Genomic DNA, 24357 nt, shown 5'->3' with positions numbered 1-24357 from the left:
CCTCACTGCGCCTGGTAGAGAATTCCCCGCCCGATCGCCTCGCGGACCACCGGCAGCGCGGCACCCGAAAGCGCGTCGGCCGTCACACCGTGATGGGCGGCCAGCAGCTCGATCAGCGTGCCCAGCGGCACCTCGCCACGACAGCCGGCCAGCAGCGCGCGCGACACCTCGTCGACGCCGAGGACCGCGCCCGGACCGCCCGGGCGACGCACGGCGGCGCCGACGACCTGCCAGCCGTCGGGCCCGGGCAGCGACTGCTCCTCCAGGAACACCGGCGCGGTGGTCAGCCGGGCGGCCAGCAACTGGTCGTCACCGGTGTCGTGCAGGTATTCGCGGCGGGCGAAGAACGCGTCCACCTCCGGCCCGGTCAGCGCCTCCCCGGCGCCGGTGATCTCTTCGAGCACCACATCCGCCGGACGCGTCTCGCCGACCCGGGGAGCGCGAGCGGTGATCATGCCCATCCCGACACCGGCGATGTCCTGCTCGGCGAACCAGTCCAGCCATTGCCCACCGCGGCGCGCCGCATCCTGTGGTAGTTCGCCGGCATCGGAGGTCCACAGCGAGACATAGCTGATCGGGTCGGCGAACTCGCGTTGCACCACCCACGCGTGCAGGCCGGTGCCGGCCAGCCATCCGCGCACCCGATCGCGCCAGTCCTGCCCGTCGCGCACAATCCAGTTCGCCATGATCTGCGCCGTGCCACCCGGCTCCAGATGGTCGCCCACTTGCCGGATCAGGTTCTCGCACAGTGTGTCTGCGACCATGCCCGAGTCCCGGTAGATGTAGTCCAGTGCCCCGACCCCGACGACGAAGGGCGGGTTGGACACGATCAGATCGAAGCGTTGCCCCTCGACGGGCTCGAACAGACTGCCGCACCGCAGATCCCACGACATCCCGTTGAGGCGTGCGGTGACCGCCGCCAGCGCCAGGGCCCGGTCGTTGGTGTCGGTGGCCACGATCTCGGCGCAGTGCGCGTCCAGATGCAGCGCCTGGATGCCGCATCCGGTGCCGAGGTCCAACGCGCGTCCGACCGGGGTGCGCACCACCGCATGTGCCAGTGAGACCGATGCACCGCCGATGCCCAGCACGTGGTCGCGGCGCACCGGTCCGGGCCGAAGCGCGGCGTCCTGGTCGGAGGCCACCAGGTAGTCGCGGGCGCCGTCGCTGTGCGGGCGCAGGTCCAGCGCGGCCCGCAACGCGCCGGCACCGGCGGGTTCGACGACGCCGTGCGCGAGCAGTGCGTCCAGCCCGGCACTGGGCAGCGCCAGCGCAACGCGCTCGCGGCTTTCCTCGGTGCCGAGCAGAAACAGTCGCACCAGGATCGCCAGCGGCTCCAGCTCCGGCGTAGCGCGTTCGGTGGCCCGCAGCGCCGACCACCACAGTCCTCGGCTGAACGCCGCGCCGGCGTCGGCGCCGAGCAGGTCGGTGACGCCGTCGGTGGTGTAGCCGGCCCAGCGCAGATCGAACGCCAGCGCATCGACCACTTCCGGGTCGGCCAGCGGCCGGGTCAAAGCAGGGTGCCTTGCTCGGCCTCGGGCTGGGCCGGCTCGATCAGCTCGGGTCCGTTGTTGCGCACGCTGTTGACCAGTCGGGACACCTCCCGAATCTCGATGCGGTCGAGGTCACCGTGGCCACGCAGCAGACCTTCGTCGATCGGCGCGTCAGGGTCCAGCCAGTGGTCGAAATCGTCGGTGCTGATGGTCAGCGGCATCCGGTCGTGGATCTCGGCCAGCGGGCCGGCGGCGTCGGTGGTGATGATGGTGCAGCTGAGCAGCGGCTTGACGTCCGACGATGCCTCCTTGGGCCGCCACGTCGTCCACAGACCGGCCATGAACAGCGGTTCGCCATCGCCGGCGTACATGAAGAACGGTGTCTTGGAGCCTTTTTGGCCCATCCACTCGTACCAGCCGGCCATCGGCACCAGACAACGCTTGTTCTTGGCCGAACCGCGGAACGCCGGCGACGTCGTCACCTTGTCGGAGCGGGCGTTGATCAGCAACGGTCCCTTGTTGTCCGGGCTGCCATCCTCGGTGGACTTGGTCCACGGCGGGATCAGACCCCAGCGCATCAGCCGCACCCGCCGTGTCGACTCGTCGTCGGGGTCGGTGTGCCGTTTGACGACGGTAGCCACCGTGGTGGTGGGTGCGACGTTGTAGTTCGGGGCCGCAGAGTTCTTTCCCGACCCCGTGGTTTCGTCGATGGCCTTGATCTTCTCGGCAAGCAGCGCCGGATCGGTCGTCACCGCGAATCGCCCGCACATGGTCCCCATGGTGGCAGAAACTCCCGACAAGCCAGAATGAACCGGTGACCACCTGGCCGGCCCCGTCGACGTCCACGCCCATCCATGCGACCGTGACGGTGCCCGGCTCGAAGTCCCAGACCAATCGGGCCCTGGTGCTGGCGGCCCTCGGGACTCGGCAGGGTCGTTCCACCCTGTCCGGTGCGCTGCGCAGCCGCGACACCGACCTGATGATCGGGGCCCTGCGGGCCCTGGGCGTCGACGTGGGGGCCGATCCGGCCGATGACACCGCGCTGACGGTCGGCGGTGAGCTGGCCGCAGCGCCGGGGACGCGCGTCGACTGCGGGCTGGCGGGCACCGTGCTGCGTTTCGTCCCCCCGATCGCCGCTCTGGGCCGCGAGTCGGTCACCTTCGACGGCGACGAGCAGGCCCGGGCCCGGCCGATCAAGCCGCTGCTGGACGGGCTGCGCGCACTGGGCGTGGATGTCGACGGCGACGGTCTGCCGTTCACGGTGCGCGGAACCGGCGGGGTGCGCGGGGGCACCGTCGACATCGACGCCTCGGGCTCGTCACAGTTCGTCTCGGGGTTGTTGTTGTCGGCGGCCGCGTTCGACGACGGGCTGACGATCGTGCACACCGGCGGGGCCGTGCCGTCGGCGCCGCACGTGGCGATGACGGTGGCGATGCTGCGCGATGCCGGGGTAGACGTCGACGACTCCGCGCCCGACCGCTGGCGCGTCGCGCCGGGACCGATCGCCGCACGCGACTGGATGATCGAGCCCGATCTGTCCAACGCGGTGCCGTTTCTGGGCGCGGCGGTGGTCAGCGGTGGCTCGGTGCGACTCACCGGCTGGCCGACGACCAGCACCCAGCCCGCCGATGCCATCGTGGGCATCCTCACCAGCTTCGGCGCCGAGGTGCGCACCGGCAGCGCGTATCTCGAGGTGCAGGGCGCTACCGGCTACGGCGGCATCGACGTCGATTTGCGCGCCGTCGGTGAGCTCGCCCCGTCGGTCGCAGCGCTGGCGGCTCTGGCGGCCTCCGGGTCGGTGTCGCGGCTGCGCGGCATTGCGCACCTGCGCGGACACGAGACCGATCGGCTGGCCGCGCTCAGCACGGAGATCAACCGGATCGGTGGTCAGTGCCAGGAGACTGAGGACGGGCTGACCATCACCGCCCAGCCGCTGCACGGCGGGGTGTGGCAGTCCTATGCCGACCACCGGATGGCCACCGCCGGCGCGATCATCGGGCTGCGGGTCCCCGGCATCGAGGTCGAGGACATCGGCACCACCGCCAAGACGCTGCCACGGTTCACCGCACTGTGGGCCGACATGCTGGCCGGTCAGACCGACCAGCCGCGAGGTTGACCCTTGGGTCGGCGTGAGTACGACGAATCCGATGTCCGGGTGCGCCCGGGACGCGGTACCCGGCCGCGGACCAAGACCCGCCCCGAGCACGCCGACGCCCAGCAGGGGATGGTCGTCACCGTCGACCGCGGGCGGTGGGGGTGCGTTCTCGGCCGAGACCCGGCACGTCACGTCACTGCGATGCGGGCCCGGGAACTGGGCCGCACTCCGATCGTGGTCGGAGACGATGTCGACATCGTGGGTGACCTGTCCGGTCGTACCGACACCCTGGCTCGTATCGTGCGCCGCGGTCCTCGTCGAACGGTGTTGCGCCGCACCGCCGATGACACCGACCCCACCGAGCGGGTGGTGGTGGCCAACGCCGACCAGTTGCTGATCGTGGTGGCGTTGGCCGACCCTCCCCCGCGGGCCGGGTTGGTGGAGCGTGCGCTGATTGCCGCCTACGCCGGTGGGCTGGCGCCGATCCTGTGCCTGACCAAGACCGACCTGGCGCCGGCCGGACCGTTCGCCGAGCAGTTCGCCGACCTGGACCTGGTGATCACCACCGCAGGTCGCGACGATCCGCTGGTCGCAGTCGAGTCGCTGCTGACCGACAAGGTCACCGCCCTACTGGGGCATTCCGGGGTCGGCAAGTCTACGTTGGTCAATCGCCTTGTGCCCGAAGCAGATCGGGCGATCGGCGCGGTCACCGACATCGGCCGGGGCCGGCACACCTCGACGCAGTCGGTGGCGCTGCCGCTGCAGTCGGGCGGCTGGGTGATCGACACCCCGGGTATCCGGTCGTTCGGGCTGGCCCACATCGCACCCGACGATGTGGTGCTGGCGTTCTCCGACCTCGCCGAGGCCATCGACGAGTGTCCGCGCGGTTGCGGGCACATGGGGCCACCGGCCGATCCCGAGTGCGCGCTGGACGAACTGACCGGCCCCGCCGCGGCACGAGTGGGTGCCACCCGGCGCCTGCTGACCGCGCTGCGCGAGACGTGAGCGAGCTCTGTGGCGATGTGTTTGCATGCCGCACCGGTGGGGCACGCACAGGCGGAAGAGGGCAGAGGAAGGCAGAGTGAATCCCTATGACTGAAGTACCTGCAATCGCACTGAACGACGGCACCCGCATCCCGCAGCTGGGGTTCGGGGTCTACCAGGTTGCGCCCGACGAGACCGCCTCGGCGGTCCGGACTGCGCTCGACATCGGCTACCGCCACATCGACACCGCTCAGATGTACCAGAATGAGAAAGGTGTCGGCCAGGCCGTGCGCGACTCCGGCATCGACCGTTCGCAGGTGTACGTCACCAGCAAGCTCAACAACGGCTACCACCGACCCGACGACGCCCGCCGTGCATTCGACGCCACGTTGACCGAGCTCGGTTTCGATTACGTGGACCTGTTCCTGATCCACTGGCCACTGCCGACGCTGTATGACGGCGACTTCGTCTCGACGTGGAAGACGTTGGAGGAGTTCAAGAACGACGGGCGCGCACGCAGCATCGGCGTCTCTAATTTCCAGATCCCCCATCTGCAGCGGCTGGCCGACGAAACCGGCACCGTGCCGGCGGTCAATCAGATCGAGGTGCATCCGTACTTCGCCAATGACGAGGTGCGCGGTTACGGACGGGAGCACGGCATCGCCACCGAGGCGTGGTCGCCGATTGCGCAGGGCAAGGTGCTCGATGATCCGGCCATCACCGGTATCGCCGAGTCGATCGGCAAGACCCCGGCTCAGGTGGTGCTGCGCTGGCACATCCAGCGCGGTGACATCGTCTTCCCCAAATCGGTGACCGAGCAACGCATCCGGGACAACTTCGCGCTGTTCGACTTCGAGCTCGGTGACGACGATTTCGCCGCGGTCTCGGCGCTGGACAAGGGCGGCTCGGGCCGCATCGGCCCCGACCCGGACACCTTCGACTACGTGCCGGACTGAGCCTGACGCGAGGCTGCGTCGAGGGCGGAAGAGCGGATCCCGTCCTCAACGCAGCCTCGCGGTGTCAGGCCGCCGATCTGAGCTCGGCCTTCTCGGCTCGCTTGGCGCGGCGCCGCTCACGCACCGCCGCGATCGCCGACTTCAGGCCGCGGCGTTCGGAGGCGGGCAGATCGGCGAACATCGCTTCACTGCGGGTTTCGGGCGCGTTGTCGGCGGTGTCGTGCAAGAACCGGTCGGGCAGCGACAGTTTGGCGATGGTGCGCCACGACTTGCCGTACTGCACAGCGAAGTTGCCGGTGGTGTAGGGCAGGTCGTACTTGTCACAGATCTCGCGCACCCGCACCGAGATCTCGTAGTACCGGTTGCTGGGCAGGTCCGGAAACAGATGGTGTTCGATCTGGTGGCACAGGTTGCCGCTCATGAAGCGCAGCACCGGGCCGTTCTCGAAGTTCGCACTGCCCAGCATCTGGCGCAGGTACCACTCGCCGCGGGTCTCCCCGGCCATGTCGGTCTTGGTGAACTTCTCCGCACCGTCCGGGAAGTGCCCGCAGAAGATGACCGCGTTGGCCCACACGTTGCGGATGACGTTGGCCACCGCGTTGGCTTTGAGGGTGGACTTGAAGGAGGCGTGCGGGGACAACGAGGTGAGGGCCGGGTAGGCGACGTAGTCCTTGACCACTTGGTTGCCGGCCTTCACGCCGAACTCGCGCACCCGCCCCATCGTCGCCTTGCGGTCGTCGCGGCCCTTGAAGATCTTGCCGAGCTCCAGATGCTGCAGGCCCACTCCCCATTCGAAGGCCACCGCCAGCAGGGTGTTGAAGAACAGGTTGCTCAGGTTGAACGGCCGCCAGCGTTGGTCACGGGTGACCCGGATGACGCCGTAACCCACGTCGTCGTCCATCCCGAGGATGTTGGTGTACTTGTGGTGCATGAAGTTGTGCGTGAAGCGCCAATGCTTCGACGCCCCGCTCATGTCCCATTCCCACGTCGAGGAGTGGATCTCGGGATCGTTCATCCAATCCCACTGACCGTGCATGACGTTATGCCCGATCTCCATGTTCTCGATGATCTTGGCCACGCCCAGCGTGGTGGCGCCTGCCCACCAGAAGGCCCGCTTGGAACTTCCGGCCAGCAGGAGCCGGCCGGTGACCTCCAGCGCGCGCTGCGCAGCGATGGTGCGGCGGATGTAGCGCGCGTCGCGTTCGCCGCGAGAGTCTTCGATGTCTCGCCTGATCGTGTCGAGTTCGTGCGCAAGGCTCTCGATGTCGGCATCGGTGAGATGCGCGAACTCGGGTACGTCGGTGATCGCCATATCCAGCCTCCTCTCGCCTACCTACGCTACCGTAACCTACGTACCCGTAGGTTACTACCCAGTAAACCTCACACGTCCAGAACGCAATCACCGGACGCCGCCGTCACGCAGGTCTGCACCCGCGACCCCGGATCGTGTTCCATTCCGGTGCGCAGGTCGCGCACGTGGCCGTCGAGCAGACCCACCACGCACGACTGACAGATCCCCATCCGGCAGCCGAACGGCATCTGCACGCCGGCCTGCTCCCCGGCTTCCATCAGCGACGTCGCACCGTCGGTCAGCGCCGTCTTGTCCGACCGTGCGAACTCGACCGTGCCGCCGCTGCCGTGGGCCGCAGCCCGCGAGGCCGCGAACCTCTCCAGGTGCAGCCGGTCGGACAGCCCCGCCGCCGACCAGGTGCGCTCGGCAGACTCCAGCATCTCCGCAGGCCCACATGCCCAGGTCTGACGCTCCCGCCAATCCGGCACCACCTCGTCGAGGTGGGACAGGTCCAATCGGCCCTGCGAGCGGGTTGCCCGAACCGAGAGCCGGTAACCGTCGAACCGGTCTTGGAGTCCGGCCAATTCGGACGCGAACAGCACATCGGCCTCGGTCGGCGCCGAGTGCACGTGCACGATGTGTCCGGCGGCGCCGAGCTGGCCGCGACGCACCAGTGTGCGCAGCATCGACATCACCGGGGTGATCCCCGAACCCGCGGTGAGGAACAACACAGACCCCGGCGCCGGGTCAGGCAGCACGAAGTTGCCCTGGGGGGCGGCCAATCGCACGATCGTGCCAGGCGCCACCCCACCGACCAGATGCGTCGACAGGAACCCCTCGGGCATGGCCTTGACCGTGATCGTGATGATGCGCGAGCGGGTGCCACCGCTCCCGCGCTCGGCAGGAACTCCGGTCAGCGAGTACGACCGCCACCGCCACCGACCGTCGACGAGCACGCCGATGCCGACGTACTGGCCCGGCTGGTAGTCGAATGAGAACCCCCAACCCGGTTTGATCACCAGGGTCGCGGAGTCCTCGGTTTCGCGCCGGACCTCGACGATCTTGCCGCGCAGCTCACGTGCCGACCACAGCGGATTGGCCAGCTTGAGGTAATCGTCGGGAAGCAGCGGCGTGGTGACCCGACCGGCCAACGTCCGCAACAGCTGTAGAGCGGGCCTGCCCTTGGCCCCGGCGATGCTCGGCCGCACGGTGTCGGCGACCCTGGCCGAGGTTTTGACGGTGTTCTTGGCCATGACGGCTCCTGCCCGGTGTGCGTGAACTCGGTACCCGCAGATGCGTACCTACGGTACCGTAACTTACGGTACCGGACAGAGCCCTCAGAGCAGGTCGAGCAGGAACGGGAGTTCCTGTGGTCCGTACCACGCGAGGTCGTGGTCCTGCGCGTCGCCGACGGTCAGTTCGGCGTCCTCGTCGCCCAGATCCGCCGCGTCGATGACCTCGATGGCCGCCCGGACCGCTTCTTCTGCCGCGCCGTTGTCGACGTAGGCGGCGATCACCCGATTCAGCGCGATGTCTCCCGAGATCCGCACCACGGCGTCGTCGAGGTCGGCGCGCAGCGTGACGTCGTCGTCGCCGGCATCGGCTTCCAGCACCGCGCGCCGCGGCGGCAGTCCCGACTCGGCCTCCTGGTCGAGCAGTCGCAGCGACGCCAGCGCCGCCTCCCGCAGGGCGACCTCGCCCAGCTCCTCGTCGTCACCGTCGGAGTAGGCCTCGCGCAAGGTGGGCGTCACCGCGAATGCGGTTCCACTGACCGGGCGCACCGATCCGTCGGCGACCAGCTGCTGCAACATCGCCAAGGTGGCGGGGACGTAGACGCGCACCAGCTGAGACTAACCGCGCAGACGCGATCACTGCCCCGGGTGCTATTCGAAGCTCACTGAGACGGCGCCGAGCCCGCTGATCTGGGCCGAGACTCGGTCGCCGGCGGCAACGAACGGGGCGCCGGTGTAGGAGCCCGACATCACGAACCGACCGGCATCGATGGCCGTGTCGTAGCGGGCGAGGGCGTTGGCCAACCAGGCGACCGCGGCGGCGGGATCACCCATCACTGCGGCGCCGGCGCCGGAGTCGACCGTCGCGCCGTTGACCGCGAGGATGGCAGTGGTGTCCGGCAACCGTGGGGCGTGATCGATCGGCACCCACTGCCCCAACACCACCGCGCCGGAACTCGCGTTGTCGGCGATGGTGTCGGCCAGCGTGATGCGCCAGTCGGCGATGCGGCTGTCGACGATCTCTAGTGCGGGCGCCACCGCCTCGGTAGCAGCCATCACGTCGGCCGCCGTCACACCGGGTCCGCGCAGCGGCGCCCCCAACAGAAACGCCACCTCGGGTTCCACCCGCGGGGCGCAGAAGGTGGCCACCGGAACTCGGCTTCGGTCAGCCAGGATCATGTCGTCGAGGATGAAGCCGAAGTCCGGCTCGTCGACACCGAGCAGTTGTTGCATCGGCGCGGAGGTCAGGCCGATCTTGTGGCCCCGCAGCGCCGCGCCCGCCTCGATACGACGAGCCATGTTGCGTCGTTGTATCCAATACGCTTCGGCCACAGCCAATTCCGGGCACGTCTGGATCAGTGGCGGGATGGGCGCCACCTGAATCTGGGCCGCGTAGAGAAGATCTGCGGCATCGGCCAACCGGTCGTGGGCGATAGTCATTGGCGTTCCTCGGCGACCAGTTTCACCGCGGCTTCGAACACGATCCGCGCGTGCAGATCGAACAACCTGATCAGGTCCACCGAGTCGCCGCCGACCTCCTTGGCGATGAACAGGCCATCGGCGCCGGCAATGGCGTACGTGGTGATCAGTCGCACACCCTCGTCGTCCAATTCGGGAGCCAGCCCCCGCACGATCTCGGCGAAGCGCCGGAACGCCTCGGCCCGGACCTGAAGAAACATCTCCCGTGCCCGCGGTTCCACCGGGCGGTGCTCCAGCGCCAACATCAAGCCCAGGCGAATGAAGTCCGGCGCGTCCAGCAGCGCTTTGGCGACCTGCGGCCCGATCTGCCTCGCGCGCTGTTCGAGCGCCTCGGCGCCGGGCCAGTCCAGTGCCGCGACCCAGCGGGCGAAACTGCGCTCGATGACCGCCGCGATCAGATCGTCCTTGTCCGCGAAGTGCCAGTAGATCGAGGTTGGCGGCAGCCCGCTCTTCTTGCTGACCAAGGAGATGGTGGTGCCGTCATAGCCGCGTTCGGTGGCGACTTCGGTGGCCGCGTCGAGGATCCGCTCCCGGGATTGCTCGCCGTTGGCGCGGGTGCGCCGCGGTCGATCCTTCGGACCCTTGCTGGGGTTGGTCTCCGTCACGCTGCCTCCTCGACGGTGTTGACGATCACGCTACCCACAGCTTACTGTATGGATCACTACATTAAGAACCGCGGCGAAGGGGCCGATCGTGAGCGATCAGATGACGTACGACGTTGCGATCGTCGGCTACGGCCCCGTCGGCGTCACCGCCGCCAATCTGCTCGGGCAAATGGGGGTCAACGTCGTGGTGGTCGAAAGGGATCCCGACATCTATGCGCGGGCGCGAGCGATCTCCACCGACGAAGAAGTGGTGCGCATCTGGCAGCACATCGGACTCGCCGATCGGCTCAACGCCGACATGCAGCCGGGGTGCGGAGCGACCTTCGTCGACGCCAAGGGTGTGCCGTTCGTTCAGTTGCTTCCGACCTCACGCGGCAACGGTCATCCCCCTCAACAGTTCATTTATCAACCCGCCCTCGAGCAGGTGCTACGGGACGGTGTCGACCGCTTCCCCAACGTGACTCTGCTGCTCCAACACGAATGCCTGCGCCTCGTTCAGCGCGCCGATCATGTCGAGTTGATGCTCGCCGACCTCACAGTCGACGAATTCCGGCGGATCCGGGCGTCCTACGTGATCGCCGCCGACGGCGGGTCGAGCGCAATCCGAACCCAGCTCGGCGTCGGGTTCAGCGGCAAGACGTTTGCCGAGCGCTGGATCGTCATCGACACCAAGGTGCTCAAGGAGTGGCCGGGACATGACCGGCTCCGGTTCCACTGCAATCCCGCCCGCCCCACCGTCGACTGCCCCACCCCGCTGGGCCACCATCGCTGGGAGTTCCCGGTGCACGAGAGCGAGGACGAACGCGACCTGCTTCGCGAAGAGGAGATCTGGAAGGTCCTGCGGGCGCAGGGAATCGACGAGGACCACGTCAGGATCCTGGGCTACGCCTGTTACAGCCACCATGTCCGGTTCGCCGACCGGTGGCGAGTCGGACGGGTATTCCTGGCCGGCGACGCCGCCCACGCGATGCCGCCGTGGATCGGTCAGGGCATGTGCGCCGGGGTTCGCGATGTGGCCAACCTGTGCTGGAAGCTCGGCGCAGTGTTGGGCAGCAGGCTGCCCGAGTCGGTACTCGACTCCTATCAGGTTGAGCGGCTGCCCCACGTCACGGAGGTGACCAACCGCGCGGTCAAGATCGGCAAGCTCATCATCCAGCGCAACCGCTGGCGTGCCACTGCGCGCAACCACTTCTTCCGGACACTCACCAAAGTGCCCTACACCCTGACGTGGTTGCGCAACCATCGGTGGATTCCCGATGCGCGCTACACCGACGGGTTCGTGGCCAAGAACGGAAACGGCGCGACCGGGTGGCTGATCCCCCAGCCTTGGGTTGTCGACGAGAAGGGCGACACCGTGCACCTCGACGACATCGTGGGTGGCCGTTGGACGGTTCTTCACCTCGGCCCGCCCTCGGACTTCCGGGCCTGGCGATCCGCCGGCGTTCCCGTGCTCAAGATCACGCCGGCTGAGACGGCCCCGAGCCCGGATTCCCTTGTCGACAGCGACTCCTCGCTGGTCCGTTGGCTCGAGAAGAAGGGCGCATCGGCCGTCGTCGTGCGCCCCGACGGGTTCATCTACGCCGGCGCAGAAGCCGGCCAACCATTGCCGGCTCCCCCGGCTGGTTTCACGGCGTAAGGGAAGCGAAATGACCAGCAGCACAATGACCGAACGCACGGTTCGGGTCAACGGCAAAGACATTTTCATGGTAGAGAAGGGCGCCGGCGTCCCGGTCGTCCTGCTGCACGGCGGTGGCCCCGGCGCATCGGGTTTGTCGAACTACTCCCGCAACGTCGATGCGCTGGCCGCGCGGTTCCGCGTCATCGTTCCCGACCTGCCGGGTTATGGTCGGTCGGCCAAGGGTGTCGATGGCAGCGATCCGTTCGGCTACCTCGCCGACCACATCCGCGGGATGCTGGACCGACTCGAGATCCCCCGAGCCCATCTGGTCGGCAACTCCTATGGCGGGGCGTGCGCGCTGCGGCTCGCGCTCGACACGCCCGAGCGGGTCGACAGGATGGTGCTGATGGGGCCCGGCGGCGTCGGTACCACGCGTGGGCTGCCCACTGACGGGTTGAAGAGCCTGCTGGCCTATTACGGCGGCGACGGGCCCAGCCTCGACAAACTCCGCACGTTCATCCGGACGTATCTCGTCCACGACGGCGATGCGGTGCCGGAAGAGCTGATCGAATCTCGGCATCGCGCGTCGATCGATCCCGAGGTCGTCGCCAACCCGCCGCTGCAGCGTCCCTCCGGTCTACGCACGCTGATCCGGATGGACTTCACCCGTGATGCCCGCCTCACGAAGCTTTCCACACCGACGCTGGTGATCTGGGGCCGCGACGACAAGATCAACAAGCCGAGCGGCGCAGCCATGCTGGGCGATCGGATGCCGAACGCGGATGTGCTGATCACCGCCAACACCGGCCACTGGGTTCAGTGGGAGCGCGCCGACCTCTTCAACGCCGTGACAGCCGCTTTCCTGGAAGGACAGCGATGACCGCCGCCGCGACGTCGGTGTTCGGCAACGTCCACCTCGGCTACATCGTCATCGAGACACAGAGATTCGACGACTGGCGAAGATTCGGCGGGGACGCGATCGGGATGCATGTCGACGACATGGACTCCGACGCGATGCGATTTCGCCTCGACGCGAACGAATGTCGGGTGCTACTGCGGCGGGGGCCGGCCGAGGATGTCGTGGCGCTGGGGTGGCACCTCGACGATCACCTCACCTTCGACGAGATCGCCCGCCGCGTCGCCGACCATGGCGTGCCCACCTCAGCGGGCACCGACGCGGACGCCAAGCTGCGTGGTGTCGAACGATTCTTGCGGTTTCCTGGCCCCAATGGGTTGACGCAGGAGGTCTACACCCGCGTGCGTACCACCCCGTTGCCGCTGACCATCCCCGGTAGCGGGTTCGTCACCGGCGCAGGCGGTATGGGCCACGTCGCCCTCACCACCACGAAACCCCACCTGGTCCGGGGTTACTACAGCCACGTGTTCGACGCCCGGTTGTCCGACTACATCGACGAGACGATCAACGGCATGAAGCTCAAGATTCGCTTTCTGCGGGTCAACGAGCGGCACCACTCCGTCGCGGTCGCCTCGGTGAAGCTGCTGCCCGTCAACCCGATTCGCACGCGGGTGCAGCACGTCAACGTGCAGGTGGCGACGCTGGACGACATGGTTGCCTCATATCAGCGTGTCAAACAACTCGGCTTCGACATGGCGCTCTCGGTGGGGCAGCACACCAACGACAAGGAGCTGTCCTATTACGCGCTGACGCCGTCGGGGTTTGAGTGGGAGGTCGGCTGGAATCCGATCGTCGTCGACGAATCGACCTGGAAACCCACCACCTACCAGGGCATCAGCATCTGGGGTCATACACCGCAGGGACAGACGGTCATCGACAAACTGCACCAATTCGGCGTTGCGGCAAGGTCAGTGCTGCACCGCGAGGATGCTGTCCCGGCACTCGCCGCCCCGGGCATCGCCGACGGTTGACACGATGTCCGGCGGCCGGAGGTCAGCGCGCGGCGTCGATGAGCTCGTCGAGTGCTTCCTGCATCAGGCTGGGCACCATGTCGACGTCGCTCATCGCGTCGCGGTCGGCGTTGATGCCGAAGTACAGCATGCCGTTGTAGGACGTGACGCCGATGGCCAGCGCCTGATTGTGCAGCAGCGGGGGCACCGCGTAGGTCTCCAGCAGCTTGGTTCCGGCGATGTACATCTGCTTCTGGGCGCCGGGCACGTTGGTGATCAGCAGGTTGAACAGGCGCGCCGAGAAATTGGTTGCGACGCGAACTCCCATGGCGTGCAGGGTCGGCGGGGCGAAGCCGGACAGGGTCACGATCGAGCGTGCGTCGACCAGGCTGGACGCGGTGGGATGGGACTCGGTGGCGTGCGCGATCTGGGACAGCCGTACCACCGGGTTGGCTTCGCCGACGGGCAAGTCGACCAGGAACGGGGCGACGTCGTTGACCGCCTGGCCGGGCGCGGTGGAATCCAGCTCGGCGTCGGCGTAGACCGACATCGGGGCCATCGCGCGCACCGTCGAGGTCGCCGATACCGGCTCACCGCGCGAGAGCAGCCAGTTGCGAAGCGCGCCGGCGACGACGGCCAGAACCACGTCGTTGATGTCACAGTCGTAGCGGTTCTTGATCAGCCGAAATTCGTCGAGGCTGCCCGAAGCCACCGAGAACCGGCGATTGCGCGACACGGTGGCGTTGAGCGGGCTGTTCGGGGCGGTTCCGCGGGCGACGGTGCGTGCCACATCGGCCACTCGACGACCCAGGTCGATCAATTCCCCGGTGTTGGTGACGGTCTCGGTGAGCGCCGAGCGCATCGCGGCGGCTTGCGCGGTGGGCCTGGTGATCCATTCACCGAGCGCGCCGAAGAGCAGTTGGCCGTCGCTGGGCTCGCGGGCCGGGATCCAGATGTCCTCACCGAACTCCGGCGGCTTCTGGGTGCGATCGGCGATGACGTGGCCGATCTCCAAGGCGGTCATGCCGTTGACCAATGATTGGTGGGACTTGGTGTAGATCGCCAGACGGCCCTTGGACAGCCCCTCCACCAGGTACATCTCCCACAGCGGGCGGGACTTGTCCAGCGGCCGGGCGGCCAGCCGGGCGATCAGGTCGTGCAGCTGGGCGTCGCTTCCCGGCGACGGTAGTGCCGACCGCCGGATGTGGTAGGTGATGTCGAAGTCGCGGTCATCGATCCAGACCGGCCTGGCCAGCCCGAACTTGACCTCGCGTACTTTCTGCCGGTACCGCGGAATCTGCGGCAGCCGGCGTTCCACGGTGTTCAGCAGCGTCTCGTAGCTCAGGCCGTTGCGGGGCTTGCGCAGGATCTGCAGCGATCCGACGTACATCGGAGTCGAGGAGTTCTCCAGGCGGAAAAAGGACGCGTCGGCCGCCGACAATCTGGTCACCACTGCGCTGGTCGCCTCCCTTCACACCGCCCACGACAGACGCTGACACGTTACGGGCACCACCGGATGGCTCGCATAACAGGTGCTCGAAGGGGTCGGATACCCATGCAATGATGTGGTGGTCTGCCACTCTCCAGCAGAATTCCTGTCCGTTCTCACCTCGCTGGAGAATGCATGCCCGCTTCATCGGTCACCCCTGAGCAGTTCATCGTCGCGCGGGTCATCGACTTCGAACCGGCGCCGTCGCGATCCGACCGACTGTGTCCGACCCCGGCCGCGGGTGCCCTGCACCGCCTGACACCGCGGCCGGTGCGTCGTCCCTCCGGGACGCGGGAGCCGACGCCGCCCAGGTCGGCGGTGGTGTTCGCCGAGACCGCGCTCCGTCAGCTGCTGGAGGTCATCGATCGGCGCCGTCCGGTGGCGCAGCTGCGCCCGCTGATGACTCCGGTGCTGGCCGAGCGCGTCATCGCCCGCGCTGCGGCGACCCGCACCGCGAGCACGTCGATGCTGCGGGTGCGCTCCCGCGCGGTCGACGTGGCAGGTCCGGACACCGAGGTCGGCGCGGTGGAGGTGTTCGGTTCGTTCCACCGCGCCGGGCGGGTGCACGCCATCGCCGCGCGCATTGAGCGCTACCGGGACGGCTGGCGCATTGTCGCGCTGCAGATCGGGTGAGCTGTCTCAGCGCCGCTTGGCGTGCTTGCCGCCCGACTTCTGCTGACGTGCTGCTTCCCGACGTTCGCGGCGCGAGCCGCCGGCGGGCTTGCCGCCGCCGTTCGGATTGGCACCTCCGGTGCGCTTGATCTCCACCCCACCGCCTTCGGCCGGGCCGGAGTAGGTCAGCGGCTGTTGGCTGTCGTCGATGCCCTTGGCACGCAGGCCCGCTCCGGCGGCGCCGGCAGCTACCGGGCGCTGCTTGGTCGCGACCCCACCGCCCTGCTGGGCAGCTGCAGCGGCGAAATCGGCGAGTCCGGACGGCGGCGCGACCGGGGCCACGGCCGGCGCCGGGGTGGCCTCGACCTGCACGTTGAACAGGAATCCGACGGACTCTTCCTTCATCCCTTCGAGCATGCCGATGAACATGTCGTATCCCTCGCGGGCGTATTCGACCTCGGGACGCTGCTGGGCCAGCCCACGCAGGCCGATGCCCTCACGCAGGTAGTCCATCTCGTAGAGGTGTTCGCGCCATTTGCGATCGAGCACGTTGAGCAGCACGTTGCGTTCGAGCTGGCGCATGGCGCCCTCGCCGGCGATCTCGTCGATCTGGCGTTCCCGCTCGGCGTAGGCGCGTTCGGCGTCGGCCACCAACGCGTCGAGCAGCTCTTCGCGGGTCAGCTCGCCGGGCTCCCCGACGGCGTCGGAGTCGACCATGTCGTGGTGGTCGATACCGACCGGGTAGAGCTGCTTGAGGCCCTCCCACAGCTTCTCCAGATCCCAGTCCTCGGAGTAGCCCTCCGCGGTGGCGCCGTCGACGTAGGCGGTGATGACGTCGCGCAGGATCTTGTGGGCCTGGTCGGCCAGGTTCTCGCCCTCAAGGATGCGGCGGCGCTCGGCGTAGATGACCTTGCGCTGCTGGTTCATCACCTCGTCGTACTTGAGAACTTCTTTGCGGATGTCGAAGTTCTGCTGCTCGACCTGGGTCTGGGCGCTCTTGATCGCCCGCGAGACCATCTTGGCCTCGATCGGCACGTCGTCGGGCAGGTTCAGCCGGGTCAGCAGCGTCTCCAGGGTCGCGCCGTTGAAGCGGCGCATCAGTTCGTCGGCCAGCGACAGGTAGAACCGGGATTCGCCGGGGTCGCCCTGACGGCCCGAGCGGCCGCGCAGCTGGTTGTCGATGCGGCGTGACTCGTGGCGTTCGGTGCCCAGCACGTACAGACCGCCGGCGGCGACGACGTCCTTGGCCTCGGCAGCCACCTCCTCGCGGACGTGCGGCAGTTCTTCGTGCCAGGCCTGTTCGTACTCGTCGGGTGTTTCGACCGGGTCGAGTCCGCGCTGACGCAGGCGCCGGTCGAGCAGGTAATCGACGTTGCCGCCGAGCACGATGTCGGTACCGCGACCGGCCATGTTGGTGGCCACCGTGATCGCGCCGAGTCGGCCGGCCTCGGCGATGATGCCGGCTTCCTGCTCGTGGAACTTGGCGTTGAGCACGTTGTGCGGGATGCGCCGCTTCTGGAACTGGCGCGACAGGAACTCCGAGCGCTCCACGCTGGTGGTGCCGATCAGGACCGGCTGGCCTTTCTCATACCGTTCGACGACGTCATCGACGACGGCCATGAACTTGGCCTCTTCGGTTTTGTAGATCAGGTCGGACTGGTCGGCACGGATCATCGGCTTGTTGGTGGGGATCGACACCACGCCGAGCTTGTAGATCTCGTGCAGCTCGGCGGCCTCGGTCTCGGCGGTACCGGTCATTCCGGCGAGCTTGTCGTAGAGCCGGAAGTAGTTCTGCAGCGTGATCGTGGCGACGGTCTGGTTCTCGGCCTTGATCTCCACCTGCTCTTTGGCCTCGATGGCCTGGTGCAGACCTTCGTTGTAGCGGCGCCCGACCAGCACACGGCCGGTGAAGTCGTCGACGATGAGCACCTCGCCGTTGCGGACGATGTAGTGCTTGTCGCGCTCGAAGAGCTCTTTGGCCTTGATCGCGTTGTTGAGGTAGCTGATCAGGGGTGAGTTCGCGGCCTCGTAGAGGTTCTCGATGCCGAGCTGGTCCTCGACGAACTCGACGCCGAGTTCGTGGACGCCCACCACACGCTTCTTGATGTCCACCTCGTAGTGGACGTCTTTTTCCATCATCGGGGCCAGCCGGGCGAACTCGGTGTACCAGCTGGAACCGCCGTCGGCGGGGCCGGAGATGATCAGCGGGGTGCGGGCTTCGTCGATGAGGATGGAGTCGACCTCGTCGACGATCGCGAAGACGTGGCCGCGTTGCACACAGTCTTCGAGTCGCAGCGCCATGTTGTCACGCAGGTAGTCGAACCCGAACTCGTTGTTGGTGCCGTAGGTGATGTCGGCGTTATAGGCGGCGCGACGTTCGTCGGGCGTCATCTGGGACAGGATCACGCCGACGTCCAGGCCCAGGAAGCGGTGGACGCGGCCCATCTGCTCGGCGTCACGTTTTGCCAGGTAGTCGTTGACCGTGACGATGTGCATGCCCTTGCCGGCCAGCGCGTTGAGATAGGCCGGCAGCACGGCGGTCAGGGTCTTGCCCTCACCGGTCTTCATCTCGGCCACGTTGCCGAAGTGCAGCGCCGCGCCGCCCATCACCTGGACGTCGAAGTGGCGCTGGTTGAGCACTCGCCAGGCCGCTTCGCGGGCCACGGCGAACGCCTCGGGCAGCAGGTCATCGAGGCTTTCGCCGTTCTCGATGCGCGTCTTGAACTCGTCGGTCTTGCCGCGCAGTTCGGCGTCGGAGAGCTTCTCGACGTCGTCGGACAGGGTGTTGACGTAGTCAGCCACCCCCTTGAGGCGCTTGACCATGCGGCCTTCGCCGAGACGGAGCAACTTGTCGAGAAGCACGTGGTTGATCCTCTGTGGTTCGGGAATATGTGCGGTTTCAGATCCACCCCATCGTAGGGGACATCCCGAAATCCCTGGTCATGCACAGCACGAGTCCCCCGGATCTGCGCTCCGGGGGACTCGTGGTGGGTGTCAGGCCAGCCGGATCAACCCGTAGTCGAAGGCGTGGCGGCGGTAGACGACCGTCGGCTTGTCGTGCTCTTTGTCGTGGAACAGGAAAAAGTCGTGGCCGACGAGCTCCATCTCGTAGAGCGCGTCGTCGACGGTCATCGGGGTGGCCGGATGCTCCTTGATGCGCACGATCCTGCCAGGGGTGTGGTCGTCGAGCTCAAGCTCGCTGTGCGGCTCGGCGGCGGTGACCTGGGCCGGCGGGGCGAAGGCGCGCTCCAGGTGCTCAGGCGAGGTAGCCTCGGCCAACGACACCGGGGTCTTGTCGCCGTAGTGGATCTTGCGGCGGTCTTTGCTCTTGCGCAGCCGTGCCTCGAGTTTGCTCGCGGCTGCCTCGAAGGCGCCGTAGAAGCTGTCGGCGCACGCTTCGCCGCGGACCACAGGGCCCCGGCCGCGCGCGGTGATCTCGACATGCTGGCAGTTCTTGCGCTGGCGCCGGTTCTTCTCGTGGTCGAGCTCGACGTCGAACAGGTAGATGGTGCGGTCGAATCGCTCCAGCCGTGACAGCTTCTCGGAGACGTAGACGCGGTAATGGTCCGGGATCTCGACGTTGCGGCTCTTGACCACAACCTCGGCGTTGGGAGTGGGTTGCGACGATTCGTCGTCGATCACCATCGTGTTCTTGGATTCCACGGAATTCCTTGACGTGCTGGGCAACTCGATCCTCTTTCGCCTGTGCACGACCTTGCGTGCATGCTGATACGAATACGAAATCGCACCGACGCGCCATACCTGGTTTCGCCGCTCGCCGGTGCAAGGTGTCGGGCAATCACCTCCTACCGCTGGCGCGATACCGGCGTCTCGCGTGCTGAGCGCCGCCGTGAGATGTTCACGGGCTGTTGGTGCCGACGGTAGTCCGTAGTTACCCAGTCGGCCACTGATTCGACACACTCGTTTTCACATCTTCATGTCCGGTTGATCGCGGAGAAACTGTTCACGCGTGGGCCAGCGCGACGACGGCGAGGACGTCGGCCCCCGACGTTTGCAGGGCACGGACGGATTCTGCGGCTGTCGAGCCGGTGGTCACCACGTCGTCGACGACGATCGCATGGCCACTGACCGGCCTGCTCACCCGGATGCGACCGGCGATGTTGCGCTGACGGTCAGCACTGGACAGTCCGACCGAGTCGCGGGTGAAGGCACGCAGGTGCAACGCCGGGGTGACGGTGAGGTCGGGTAATTGGGCGACCGCCTTTTCCGCGATTCTGGTGACGGGGTCACCGCCGCGGCGGCGGGCAGCAGTGCGACGGGTGGGTGCAGGCACCACGGTCAACGGGATCTCCAGGACGCTCCACGTCACGAGTTTGTTCAGCGCATCGCCGAGTGCGGTCGCCAGCGGCGCGACCAGGTCGGCGCGGCCGTGCTCTTTCACCGCCACGATGGCTCTCCGTCGTGAGCCGGCAAAGCGGCCGAGCGACAGCACCGGGACTCCGGGGTCGACCCGAGGGGTGACGACGTGTGGTTCGTCAGGTCTGACAGCCAACTCCCTGGCACAGATCGGGCACCACTTCGATCCGGCGACCCCGCAACCGCCGCACTGCAGCGGCAGAATGAGATCGAGCATGGCGCCAGTGTGCTCGGGCAGTGTGACATGCCTCCGCTCGCGGCGCGGTCCCGCGCGCCGAACGTGCACCCACGGCGGAAAAACACCCAAATTCCCGCCCTCACCGCACGTTCGGCGACGCCAACTCTCCGCAACTCGCCCCATGACCCCGCCCTCACTGTCGAGCGTGCGCTCACGGCGGCCATCCTCGCCCGTTGTGCGCTCACGGCGGAAAATCGCCCGAATCTCCGCCCTAGCCGCACAACCGACGACGCCAACTGTCCGCCAACCGCCCTATGACCCCGCCCTCACTGTCGAGCGCTGTCACCCGAATGTCGTCCCAGCCCAGTTCGGTGACGGCATCGTGGCGGCGGATCCCTTTGTTGAACTCCTCGCGCGTCGACCGGTGGTGGTCGCCCTCGTAGTCGATCGCGATCTTGAGGTCCTTCCACCCCATGTCGAGCACGGCGACCAAGGCACCGAAGTCGTCATAGACGGGGATCTGAGTCTCCGGGCGAGGAAACCCGTTGCGGATCACCATTAGTCGGATGCGCGTCTCCTGGGGAGATTCCGCACCTCCGTCGAGAAGGTCGAGCGACTCCCGTGCTCGTCGAATATCGCGGCGGCCCTTGTAGCGCTCCGTCAGGACGTCGACATCGGCGGCCTTGAGTCGGGTTGCCCGTGTCAGCGCGTCGAGCACGGTGACGGCATGCAGTGGCGGGTAGCGGCACGCAATGTCCAGCGCGGTGCGCTCCGGCGTCGTGACCGTGATGCCGCCGCACACCTGGATCTCGTCGTCGGCGAGACGATCAGACCACACGCGGACTCCACGCGGCGCACGGCGATTCGTCCACAGGAGGTCCGCGGGCCACCGTGGGTCAGTCCATTTCGCTCCGTGCAGCGCCGCGGCGGATCGGCCCGCGACGACGCCCTCGCGCCGTGTCCACAGCCAGGCCGCCTGCGCCCGGGTGGCGGCGGTGAAGGGGTCCCCGGGACGCAAGTACACATCTGGGTAAATCGGCTGAAAGTCGGTGCGCAGCCGGTGACGCGTCAGGCGGCCGGCGCGCAGGGCCTCGCTGCCGATGAACGGCTCTGTCATGGCGGCAGTCTGCGCAGACCGGGTGACAAATCCCCCACTCGAAATCTGACGCGGATAACCCCTAGGGAACTCCGGTAATCTCAACGCTGAATGTCGCGGCGAAAGGGGACCCATGGGCGATCCACCACCCTTGAAGGTCGATCCCCCGGCGCTGACGTGGGACCCCGCGGTTGTCAGCGTCCCGCCGGTGCCGGGCATCCCGGCCGGCGGGGACCCGATGAGCACCATGATCGCGGCGGTCATGCCCGGGATCTCAGCCGAACTCACCGCCGCGGTGGCCGAGACTCACGCGCGAGAGCAGCGGTTCGCGGCGAATCTGTCCGGTGCTCGCGCTGCCTATCAGTCGACTGATCAGAGCGGCGGCGAGGAGATCCGCACGGTCGCCGACACGCAGCTGGCTCCTTCGACGGCCGCGGCGACGGCAGGCAGTGGCGCAGGGGCGGGCGGCCAGTCTGGGCAGTTCATGAGTACCGCGATGCAGATGGGCAGCCAGGTAGCCCAGGCGCCGGCGCAGCTGGCCGGAATGGCGGCATCGGCGCCGCAGGGAGTCATGCAGGGCGCGCAAGGCGCGGTACAGCAAATCTCCCAGATGACAGGGCAATTCGAGACGTCTGAAGGTGACAACGCTTCGGCGCCGACGCTCGACCAGTTCGCCAACGCAGAGCAGCAGCTGGCGGCAGATTCCAGCGCCGAGTCCGGGGAGTCGGCGGAGGAGCGAGTGCCCGAGTCGGTGGCAGAGGACGAGCGTGGCACCGATCGTGTCAACCCGATCGACGTGTAATCTGCGGCAGCTCAGCTACTTACCGGTGTCGCTGCGATCGCTTCGGCGATGATGCTGTTCTCGTGCTGCCAGTAGACCCAGTCGGTGATGGCATTGCGCTGCTCGGCTACCTCGGTGGCAATCTGCGCCGCGTGGAGGGCCGAGCGCATCGCGTGATCGGAATAGGTCTGCATGGCCGCTAGGTGCGCACCGACCCGTGCGGTGGACGTACTCATCAGCGGTTTACAGACTTCGAACCACAATTCAGCCGAATTACTCTCTGGCGCAGAACTATCCGTGTGCGCCGGTGGCAGCAGCTTCGACAGGTTGTCGTCGGTGGTGGCAGCCAGCGTCGCCGCGGCACCGAACGCGATGACCTCAAGACGATCGCGGCCCTGCATTGTCCCGTCCTCGGGGACGTCTTCCGGCTGTAGGACGATCTTGGCAACGCCGGGGTCGAATCCGTGGAACTGATCCTCGGTGGCGATCACCAGTCGCAGTCGCTGATTGTGATGCTGGGCCCATCCCTGCACGGCAAGAATCGGGTAGGTGGCCCAGCGGGCGCGGTCGGCCGCGGGTATGGACTCGTCGGCGGTGGCCATCTGAACACCTTCCGGCAAACGGACATTCGCGGGGATATAGCCGATGCCGTAACTGTTCGCGACCACAATGGTGTTGTCGGTGGTGAGGCCGGTGACCCAGTAGAAACCGAAGTCGAAGATGTTGACGTTCAGCGCTGCTGCGATGCGGCGCGCGAGTTGGGTGGGATCATTGCCGCGCTGTTGGCGACGCAGCGCGGCGGCAGTCGCCGCGGTCGCGACCGCGTCGCGTTCTGCGCGCGCCGCCGAAACCGGAACGGGCGCAGGCCCAGCCGCAGATGAGGTGGTGCTGGCAGATGCCGGGGCCACGCCCGGCCCACCGAGAGCAGGTGCGGCGCCGGCGCCTGGCGTTCCAGGTGGCACCGGGGCCGGAGCTCCAGGGGTGGTCGGAGGACCCAGCGGCACCGGAGGTGCGACGGGCGCTCCACTGGAGGGGACACCGCCGGCCGGGGCGCTGCCGAAACTGCCGCCCGATGTGCCAGTGACGCCTGGTGACGACGCCGGTGTGGTCGCTGCCGGAGCTGCGGGCTGCGCGGGCGGCGGAGCCGGTGGTGCCGCGGGAGCCGGCGCGCTCAAGGGCGCAGACGGCGACTGAGCGATGGGCTGGGCCGAGGGCATACCGCCGCCTGACGGCCGAGCGGCCGTGGCGGCGGACTTGTCGCCAGCGGCGCCCGAGACAGCGGGCGAGGCCGTGCCGGAGGAACCCGTCACGCTACTGGCGTCGCCCTTGACGGCACTCCCGGAACCTGACCCTGAACCGCCGCCAGAGCTTGAACCCGAAGACGATCCCATTGACGACCCAGCGGAACCGCCACTGCCGCCGCCTATCCCGGACGAGCCGCCGCCGGGCGAACTTCCGACGAGACCGCCCGAGCCGCTTTGCGGCGCCTGTTGACCCGGGCTTGCCGGGGAGGCGGATGGCGGTACAGCTGATTTGCCAGAAGGATTCACCGGCTGTGTAACCATGCTGTGGCCGGGCGGACTACCGGCAGTGCGCCCGCCACCCGTAGCGGATTCACTCGTGGAATATCCGGCATGGAAGTACTGCGGCGCACTAGATTGCTTCGGATCGTAGTGGCTACTTCCCCATGATTCGTCGCCTACCACAGTCGGCGGGAGCATGTCGCCAGGCATCTTGCCGTCACCCCCAGGTGTGCCCGGCGGCGCCCCAATATTTCCGGCAAGCTCCACGGCATTTGAGGACACGAGTTGCATGTTCTCACTCAATCCAACGCCGACCCTCCCTTCATTCAGCGTCTCCGCGACCGCCGGGTCCGCAGTGGTTCGGCTTGTTTCCTCACAATCTTTTTGAGTTGAATCGGCATTACCGTTCGCCGCAATTTTTGTCTTCAGGACTGAGTTCTCCATACTGCGAAGCTTCTTCGATATTCCATCGGCAAGGTTCGCGTTCCGCTCATGTTGGCTAATTATCGCGCTAGCTTCGCGGAGGGCTGCTTCGGACCCGCCCCCTTCCCAAGCATCGGCGATCGACATCATTTGGATTCTCAGGGCGGGAATGACCGATGTGCGAATCTCGTCTCTGACCGTCTCAAACTCGAGAGCGGCTTTCGCCAGCATTTGCTCGTCGACTTCAGGCCACGCCGGCGGC

The 24357-nt window shown here is 67.3% G+C and carries 22 protein-coding genes; 9 read left to right on the top strand and 13 right to left on the bottom strand.

The window, feature by feature from the left end; translation table 11 throughout:
• Positions 1-2: 2 nt before the first annotated feature.
• Together KXD98_RS07030 and KXD98_RS07025 are read right to left on the bottom strand one after the other, a co-directional pair.
• Positions 3-1511: a class I SAM-dependent methyltransferase gene (locus tag KXD98_RS07030; RefSeq protein ID WP_260762755.1), complete on the bottom strand. Its 1509-nt coding sequence runs from the start codon at positions 1509-1511 to the stop codon at positions 3-5.
• Positions 1508-2260, bottom strand: coding sequence for an SOS response-associated peptidase (locus tag KXD98_RS07025; protein WP_260762753.1), 753 nt, complete (start codon positions 2258-2260; stop codon positions 1508-1510). Before KXD98_RS07025 ends, KXD98_RS07030 begins: the two co-directional genes overlap by 4 nt.
• 44 nt (positions 2261-2304) lie before the next feature.
• On the opposite strand from KXD98_RS07025, the gene aroA reads away from it, so the two are divergent.
• The 3 genes from aroA (at position 2305) to KXD98_RS07010 (ending at position 5525) form a co-directional block, all read left to right on the top strand.
• The gene (gene aroA / locus KXD98_RS07020) at positions 2305-3606 is read left to right on the top strand and encodes a 3-phosphoshikimate 1-carboxyvinyltransferase (protein ID WP_260762751.1); all 1302 of its coding nucleotides are present in this window, start codon (positions 2305-2307) and stop codon (positions 3604-3606) included.
• Positions 3607-3609: 3 nt separating this feature from the next.
• The gene (rsgA, locus tag KXD98_RS07015; RefSeq protein WP_260762748.1) at positions 3610-4590 is read left to right on the top strand and encodes a ribosome small subunit-dependent GTPase A; all 981 of its coding nucleotides are present in this window, start codon (positions 3610-3612) and stop codon (positions 4588-4590) included.
• Between the two features lie 86 nt (positions 4591-4676).
• The gene (locus tag KXD98_RS07010; RefSeq protein WP_260762746.1) at positions 4677-5525 is read left to right on the top strand and encodes an aldo/keto reductase; all 849 of its coding nucleotides are present in this window, start codon (positions 4677-4679) and stop codon (positions 5523-5525) included.
• A 64-nt stretch (positions 5526-5589) separates the two neighbouring features.
• Here KXD98_RS07010 and KXD98_RS07005 read toward each other — a convergent pair whose 3' ends face one another.
• The 5 genes from KXD98_RS07005 to KXD98_RS06985 form a co-directional block, all read right to left on the bottom strand.
• Positions 5590-6837, bottom strand: coding sequence for a fatty acid desaturase (locus KXD98_RS07005; protein WP_260762745.1), 1248 nt, complete (start codon positions 6835-6837; stop codon positions 5590-5592).
• Positions 6838-6905: 68 nt separating this feature from the next.
• Positions 6906-8069: a ferredoxin reductase gene (locus tag KXD98_RS07000; RefSeq protein ID WP_260762743.1), complete on the bottom strand. Its 1164-nt coding sequence runs from the start codon at positions 8067-8069 to the stop codon at positions 6906-6908.
• A gap of 84 nt (positions 8070-8153) precedes the next feature.
• On the bottom strand, positions 8154-8660 hold the full coding sequence (locus tag KXD98_RS06995; RefSeq protein WP_260765037.1) for a DUF6912 family protein: 507 nt from the start codon (positions 8658-8660) through the stop codon (positions 8154-8156).
• A 39-nt stretch (positions 8661-8699) separates the two neighbouring features.
• Positions 8700-9488: a 2-keto-4-pentenoate hydratase gene (locus KXD98_RS06990; RefSeq protein WP_260762741.1), complete on the bottom strand. Its 789-nt coding sequence runs from the start codon at positions 9486-9488 to the stop codon at positions 8700-8702.
• Entirely contained in the window at positions 9485-10132 is a 648-nt protein-coding gene (locus KXD98_RS06985) for a TetR/AcrR family transcriptional regulator (protein ID WP_260762739.1), read from the bottom strand. The genes KXD98_RS06990 and KXD98_RS06985 overlap by 4 nt, the downstream gene beginning before the upstream one ends.
• 100 nt (positions 10133-10232) lie before the next feature.
• Here KXD98_RS06985 and KXD98_RS06980 point away from each other — a divergent pair, with 100 nt between their 5' ends.
• Genes KXD98_RS06980 through KXD98_RS06970 form a run of 3 tightly spaced genes read left to right on the top strand, consistent with a single transcriptional unit; the run spans position 10233 to position 13637 of the window.
• On the top strand, positions 10233-11768 hold the full coding sequence (locus KXD98_RS06980; protein ID WP_260765036.1) for a bifunctional 3-(3-hydroxy-phenyl)propionate/3-hydroxycinnamic acid hydroxylase: 1536 nt from the start codon (positions 10233-10235) through the stop codon (positions 11766-11768).
• Between the two features lie 10 nt (positions 11769-11778).
• Positions 11779-12630, top strand: a complete 852-nt coding sequence (locus KXD98_RS06975; protein WP_260762737.1) for an alpha/beta fold hydrolase — start codon at positions 11779-11781, stop codon at positions 12628-12630.
• On the top strand, positions 12627-13637 hold the full coding sequence (locus tag KXD98_RS06970) for a VOC family protein (RefSeq protein ID WP_260762735.1): 1011 nt from the start codon (positions 12627-12629) through the stop codon (positions 13635-13637). Before KXD98_RS06975 ends, KXD98_RS06970 begins: the two co-directional genes overlap by 4 nt.
• Before the next feature lie 22 nt (positions 13638-13659).
• Here the strand turns inward: KXD98_RS06970 and KXD98_RS06965 are convergent, their stop codons facing one another.
• Positions 13660-15069: a wax ester/triacylglycerol synthase family O-acyltransferase gene (locus tag KXD98_RS06965; protein WP_260762734.1), complete on the bottom strand. Its 1410-nt coding sequence runs from the start codon at positions 15067-15069 to the stop codon at positions 13660-13662.
• Positions 15070-15240: 171 nt separating this feature from the next.
• Between KXD98_RS06965 and KXD98_RS06960 the strand changes: the two genes are divergently transcribed.
• The gene (locus KXD98_RS06960) at positions 15241-15738 is read left to right on the top strand and encodes an Rv3235 family protein (RefSeq protein ID WP_260762731.1); all 498 of its coding nucleotides are present in this window, start codon (positions 15241-15243) and stop codon (positions 15736-15738) included.
• A 6-nt stretch (positions 15739-15744) separates the two neighbouring features.
• Here KXD98_RS06960 and secA read toward each other — a convergent pair whose 3' ends face one another.
• The 4 genes from secA to KXD98_RS06940 all read right to left on the bottom strand — a co-directional run bounded on the left by secA (position 15745) and on the right by KXD98_RS06940 (position 21389).
• The gene (gene secA, locus KXD98_RS06955; RefSeq protein ID WP_260765035.1) at positions 15745-18540 is read right to left on the bottom strand and encodes a preprotein translocase subunit SecA; all 2796 of its coding nucleotides are present in this window, start codon (positions 18538-18540) and stop codon (positions 15745-15747) included.
• Between the two features lie 171 nt (positions 18541-18711).
• Positions 18712-19362, bottom strand: a complete 651-nt coding sequence (gene hpf, locus KXD98_RS06950) for a ribosome hibernation-promoting factor, HPF/YfiA family (protein ID WP_260765030.1) — start codon at positions 19360-19362, stop codon at positions 18712-18714.
• A 319-nt stretch (positions 19363-19681) separates the two neighbouring features.
• Positions 19682-20311 (bottom strand): ComF family protein, encoded by a 630-nt coding sequence (locus KXD98_RS06945; RefSeq protein WP_260762729.1) that lies wholly within the window; start codon positions 20309-20311, stop codon positions 19682-19684.
• A gap of 232 nt (positions 20312-20543) precedes the next feature.
• Entirely contained in the window at positions 20544-21389 is an 846-nt protein-coding gene (locus KXD98_RS06940) for a type IV toxin-antitoxin system AbiEi family antitoxin (RefSeq protein ID WP_260762727.1), read from the bottom strand.
• A 112-nt stretch (positions 21390-21501) separates the two neighbouring features.
• Between KXD98_RS06940 and KXD98_RS06935 the strand changes: the two genes are divergently transcribed.
• Positions 21502-22170 carry a PE domain-containing protein gene (locus KXD98_RS06935; RefSeq protein ID WP_260762725.1) on the top strand — a complete coding sequence of 223 codons (669 nt, stop codon included), beginning with the start codon at positions 21502-21504 and terminating at the stop codon, positions 22168-22170.
• Positions 22171-22181: 11 nt separating this feature from the next.
• On the opposite strand, the gene KXD98_RS06930 is transcribed toward KXD98_RS06935, so the two are convergent.
• Positions 22182-23057 (bottom strand): secretion protein EccK, encoded by an 876-nt coding sequence (locus KXD98_RS06930; RefSeq protein WP_260762723.1) that lies wholly within the window; start codon positions 23055-23057, stop codon positions 22182-22184.
• A gap of 73 nt (positions 23058-23130) precedes the next feature.
• Between KXD98_RS06930 and KXD98_RS06925 the strand changes: the two genes are divergently transcribed.
• Positions 23131-23343, top strand: a complete 213-nt coding sequence (locus KXD98_RS06925; protein ID WP_260762721.1) for a hypothetical protein — start codon at positions 23131-23133, stop codon at positions 23341-23343.
• Positions 23344-24357: the final 1014 nt, after the last annotated feature.

It is taken from the genome of Mycobacterium sp. SMC-4, assembly GCF_025263265.1.
Taxonomy (GTDB): domain Bacteria; phylum Actinomycetota; class Actinomycetes; order Mycobacteriales; family Mycobacteriaceae; genus Mycobacterium.
The sequence above is the reverse complement of the archived record's forward strand: the minus strand, read 5'-3'. Positions and strand labels throughout refer to the sequence as shown.

What these genes read in the sequence shown, in the direction of transcription:
- KXD98_RS07005 (WP_260762745.1), bottom strand. Translation starts at nt 6,837, where the DNA reads ATGGCGATCACCGACGTACCCGAGTTCGCGCATCTCACCGATGCCGAC.
- KXD98_RS07000 (WP_260762743.1), bottom strand. Translation starts at nt 8,069, where the DNA reads ATGGCCAAGAACACCGTCAAAACCTCGGCCAGGGTCGCCGACACCGTG.
- KXD98_RS07025 (WP_260762753.1), bottom strand. Translation starts at nt 2,260, where the DNA reads ATGTGCGGGCGATTCGCGGTGACGACCGATCCGGCGCTGCTTGCCGAG.
- KXD98_RS06935 (WP_260762725.1), top strand. Translation starts at nt 21,502, where the DNA reads ATGGGCGATCCACCACCCTTGAAGGTCGATCCCCCGGCGCTGACGTGG.
- KXD98_RS06940 (WP_260762727.1), bottom strand. Translation starts at nt 21,389, where the DNA reads ATGACAGAGCCGTTCATCGGCAGCGAGGCCCTGCGCGCCGGCCGCCTG.
- KXD98_RS06990 (WP_260762741.1), bottom strand. Translation starts at nt 9,488, where the DNA reads ATGACTATCGCCCACGACCGGTTGGCCGATGCCGCAGATCTTCTCTAC.
- secA (WP_260765035.1), bottom strand. Translation starts at nt 18,540, where the DNA reads ATGGTCAAGCGCCTCAAGGGGGTGGCTGACTACGTCAACACCCTGTCC.
- KXD98_RS06945 (WP_260762729.1), bottom strand. Translation starts at nt 20,311, where the DNA reads ATGCTCGATCTCATTCTGCCGCTGCAGTGCGGCGGTTGCGGGGTCGCC.
- KXD98_RS06970 (WP_260762735.1), top strand. Translation starts at nt 12,627, where the DNA reads ATGACCGCCGCCGCGACGTCGGTGTTCGGCAACGTCCACCTCGGCTAC.
- KXD98_RS06960 (WP_260762731.1), top strand. Translation starts at nt 15,241, where the DNA reads ATGCCCGCTTCATCGGTCACCCCTGAGCAGTTCATCGTCGCGCGGGTC.
- KXD98_RS07010 (WP_260762746.1), top strand. Translation starts at nt 4,677, where the DNA reads ATGACTGAAGTACCTGCAATCGCACTGAACGACGGCACCCGCATCCCG.
- KXD98_RS06975 (WP_260762737.1), top strand. Translation starts at nt 11,779, where the DNA reads ATGACCAGCAGCACAATGACCGAACGCACGGTTCGGGTCAACGGCAAA.
- KXD98_RS06980 (WP_260765036.1), top strand. Translation starts at nt 10,233, where the DNA reads ATGACGTACGACGTTGCGATCGTCGGCTACGGCCCCGTCGGCGTCACC.
- hpf (WP_260765030.1), bottom strand. Translation starts at nt 19,362, where the DNA reads ATGGTGATCGACGACGAATCGTCGCAACCCACTCCCAACGCCGAGGTT.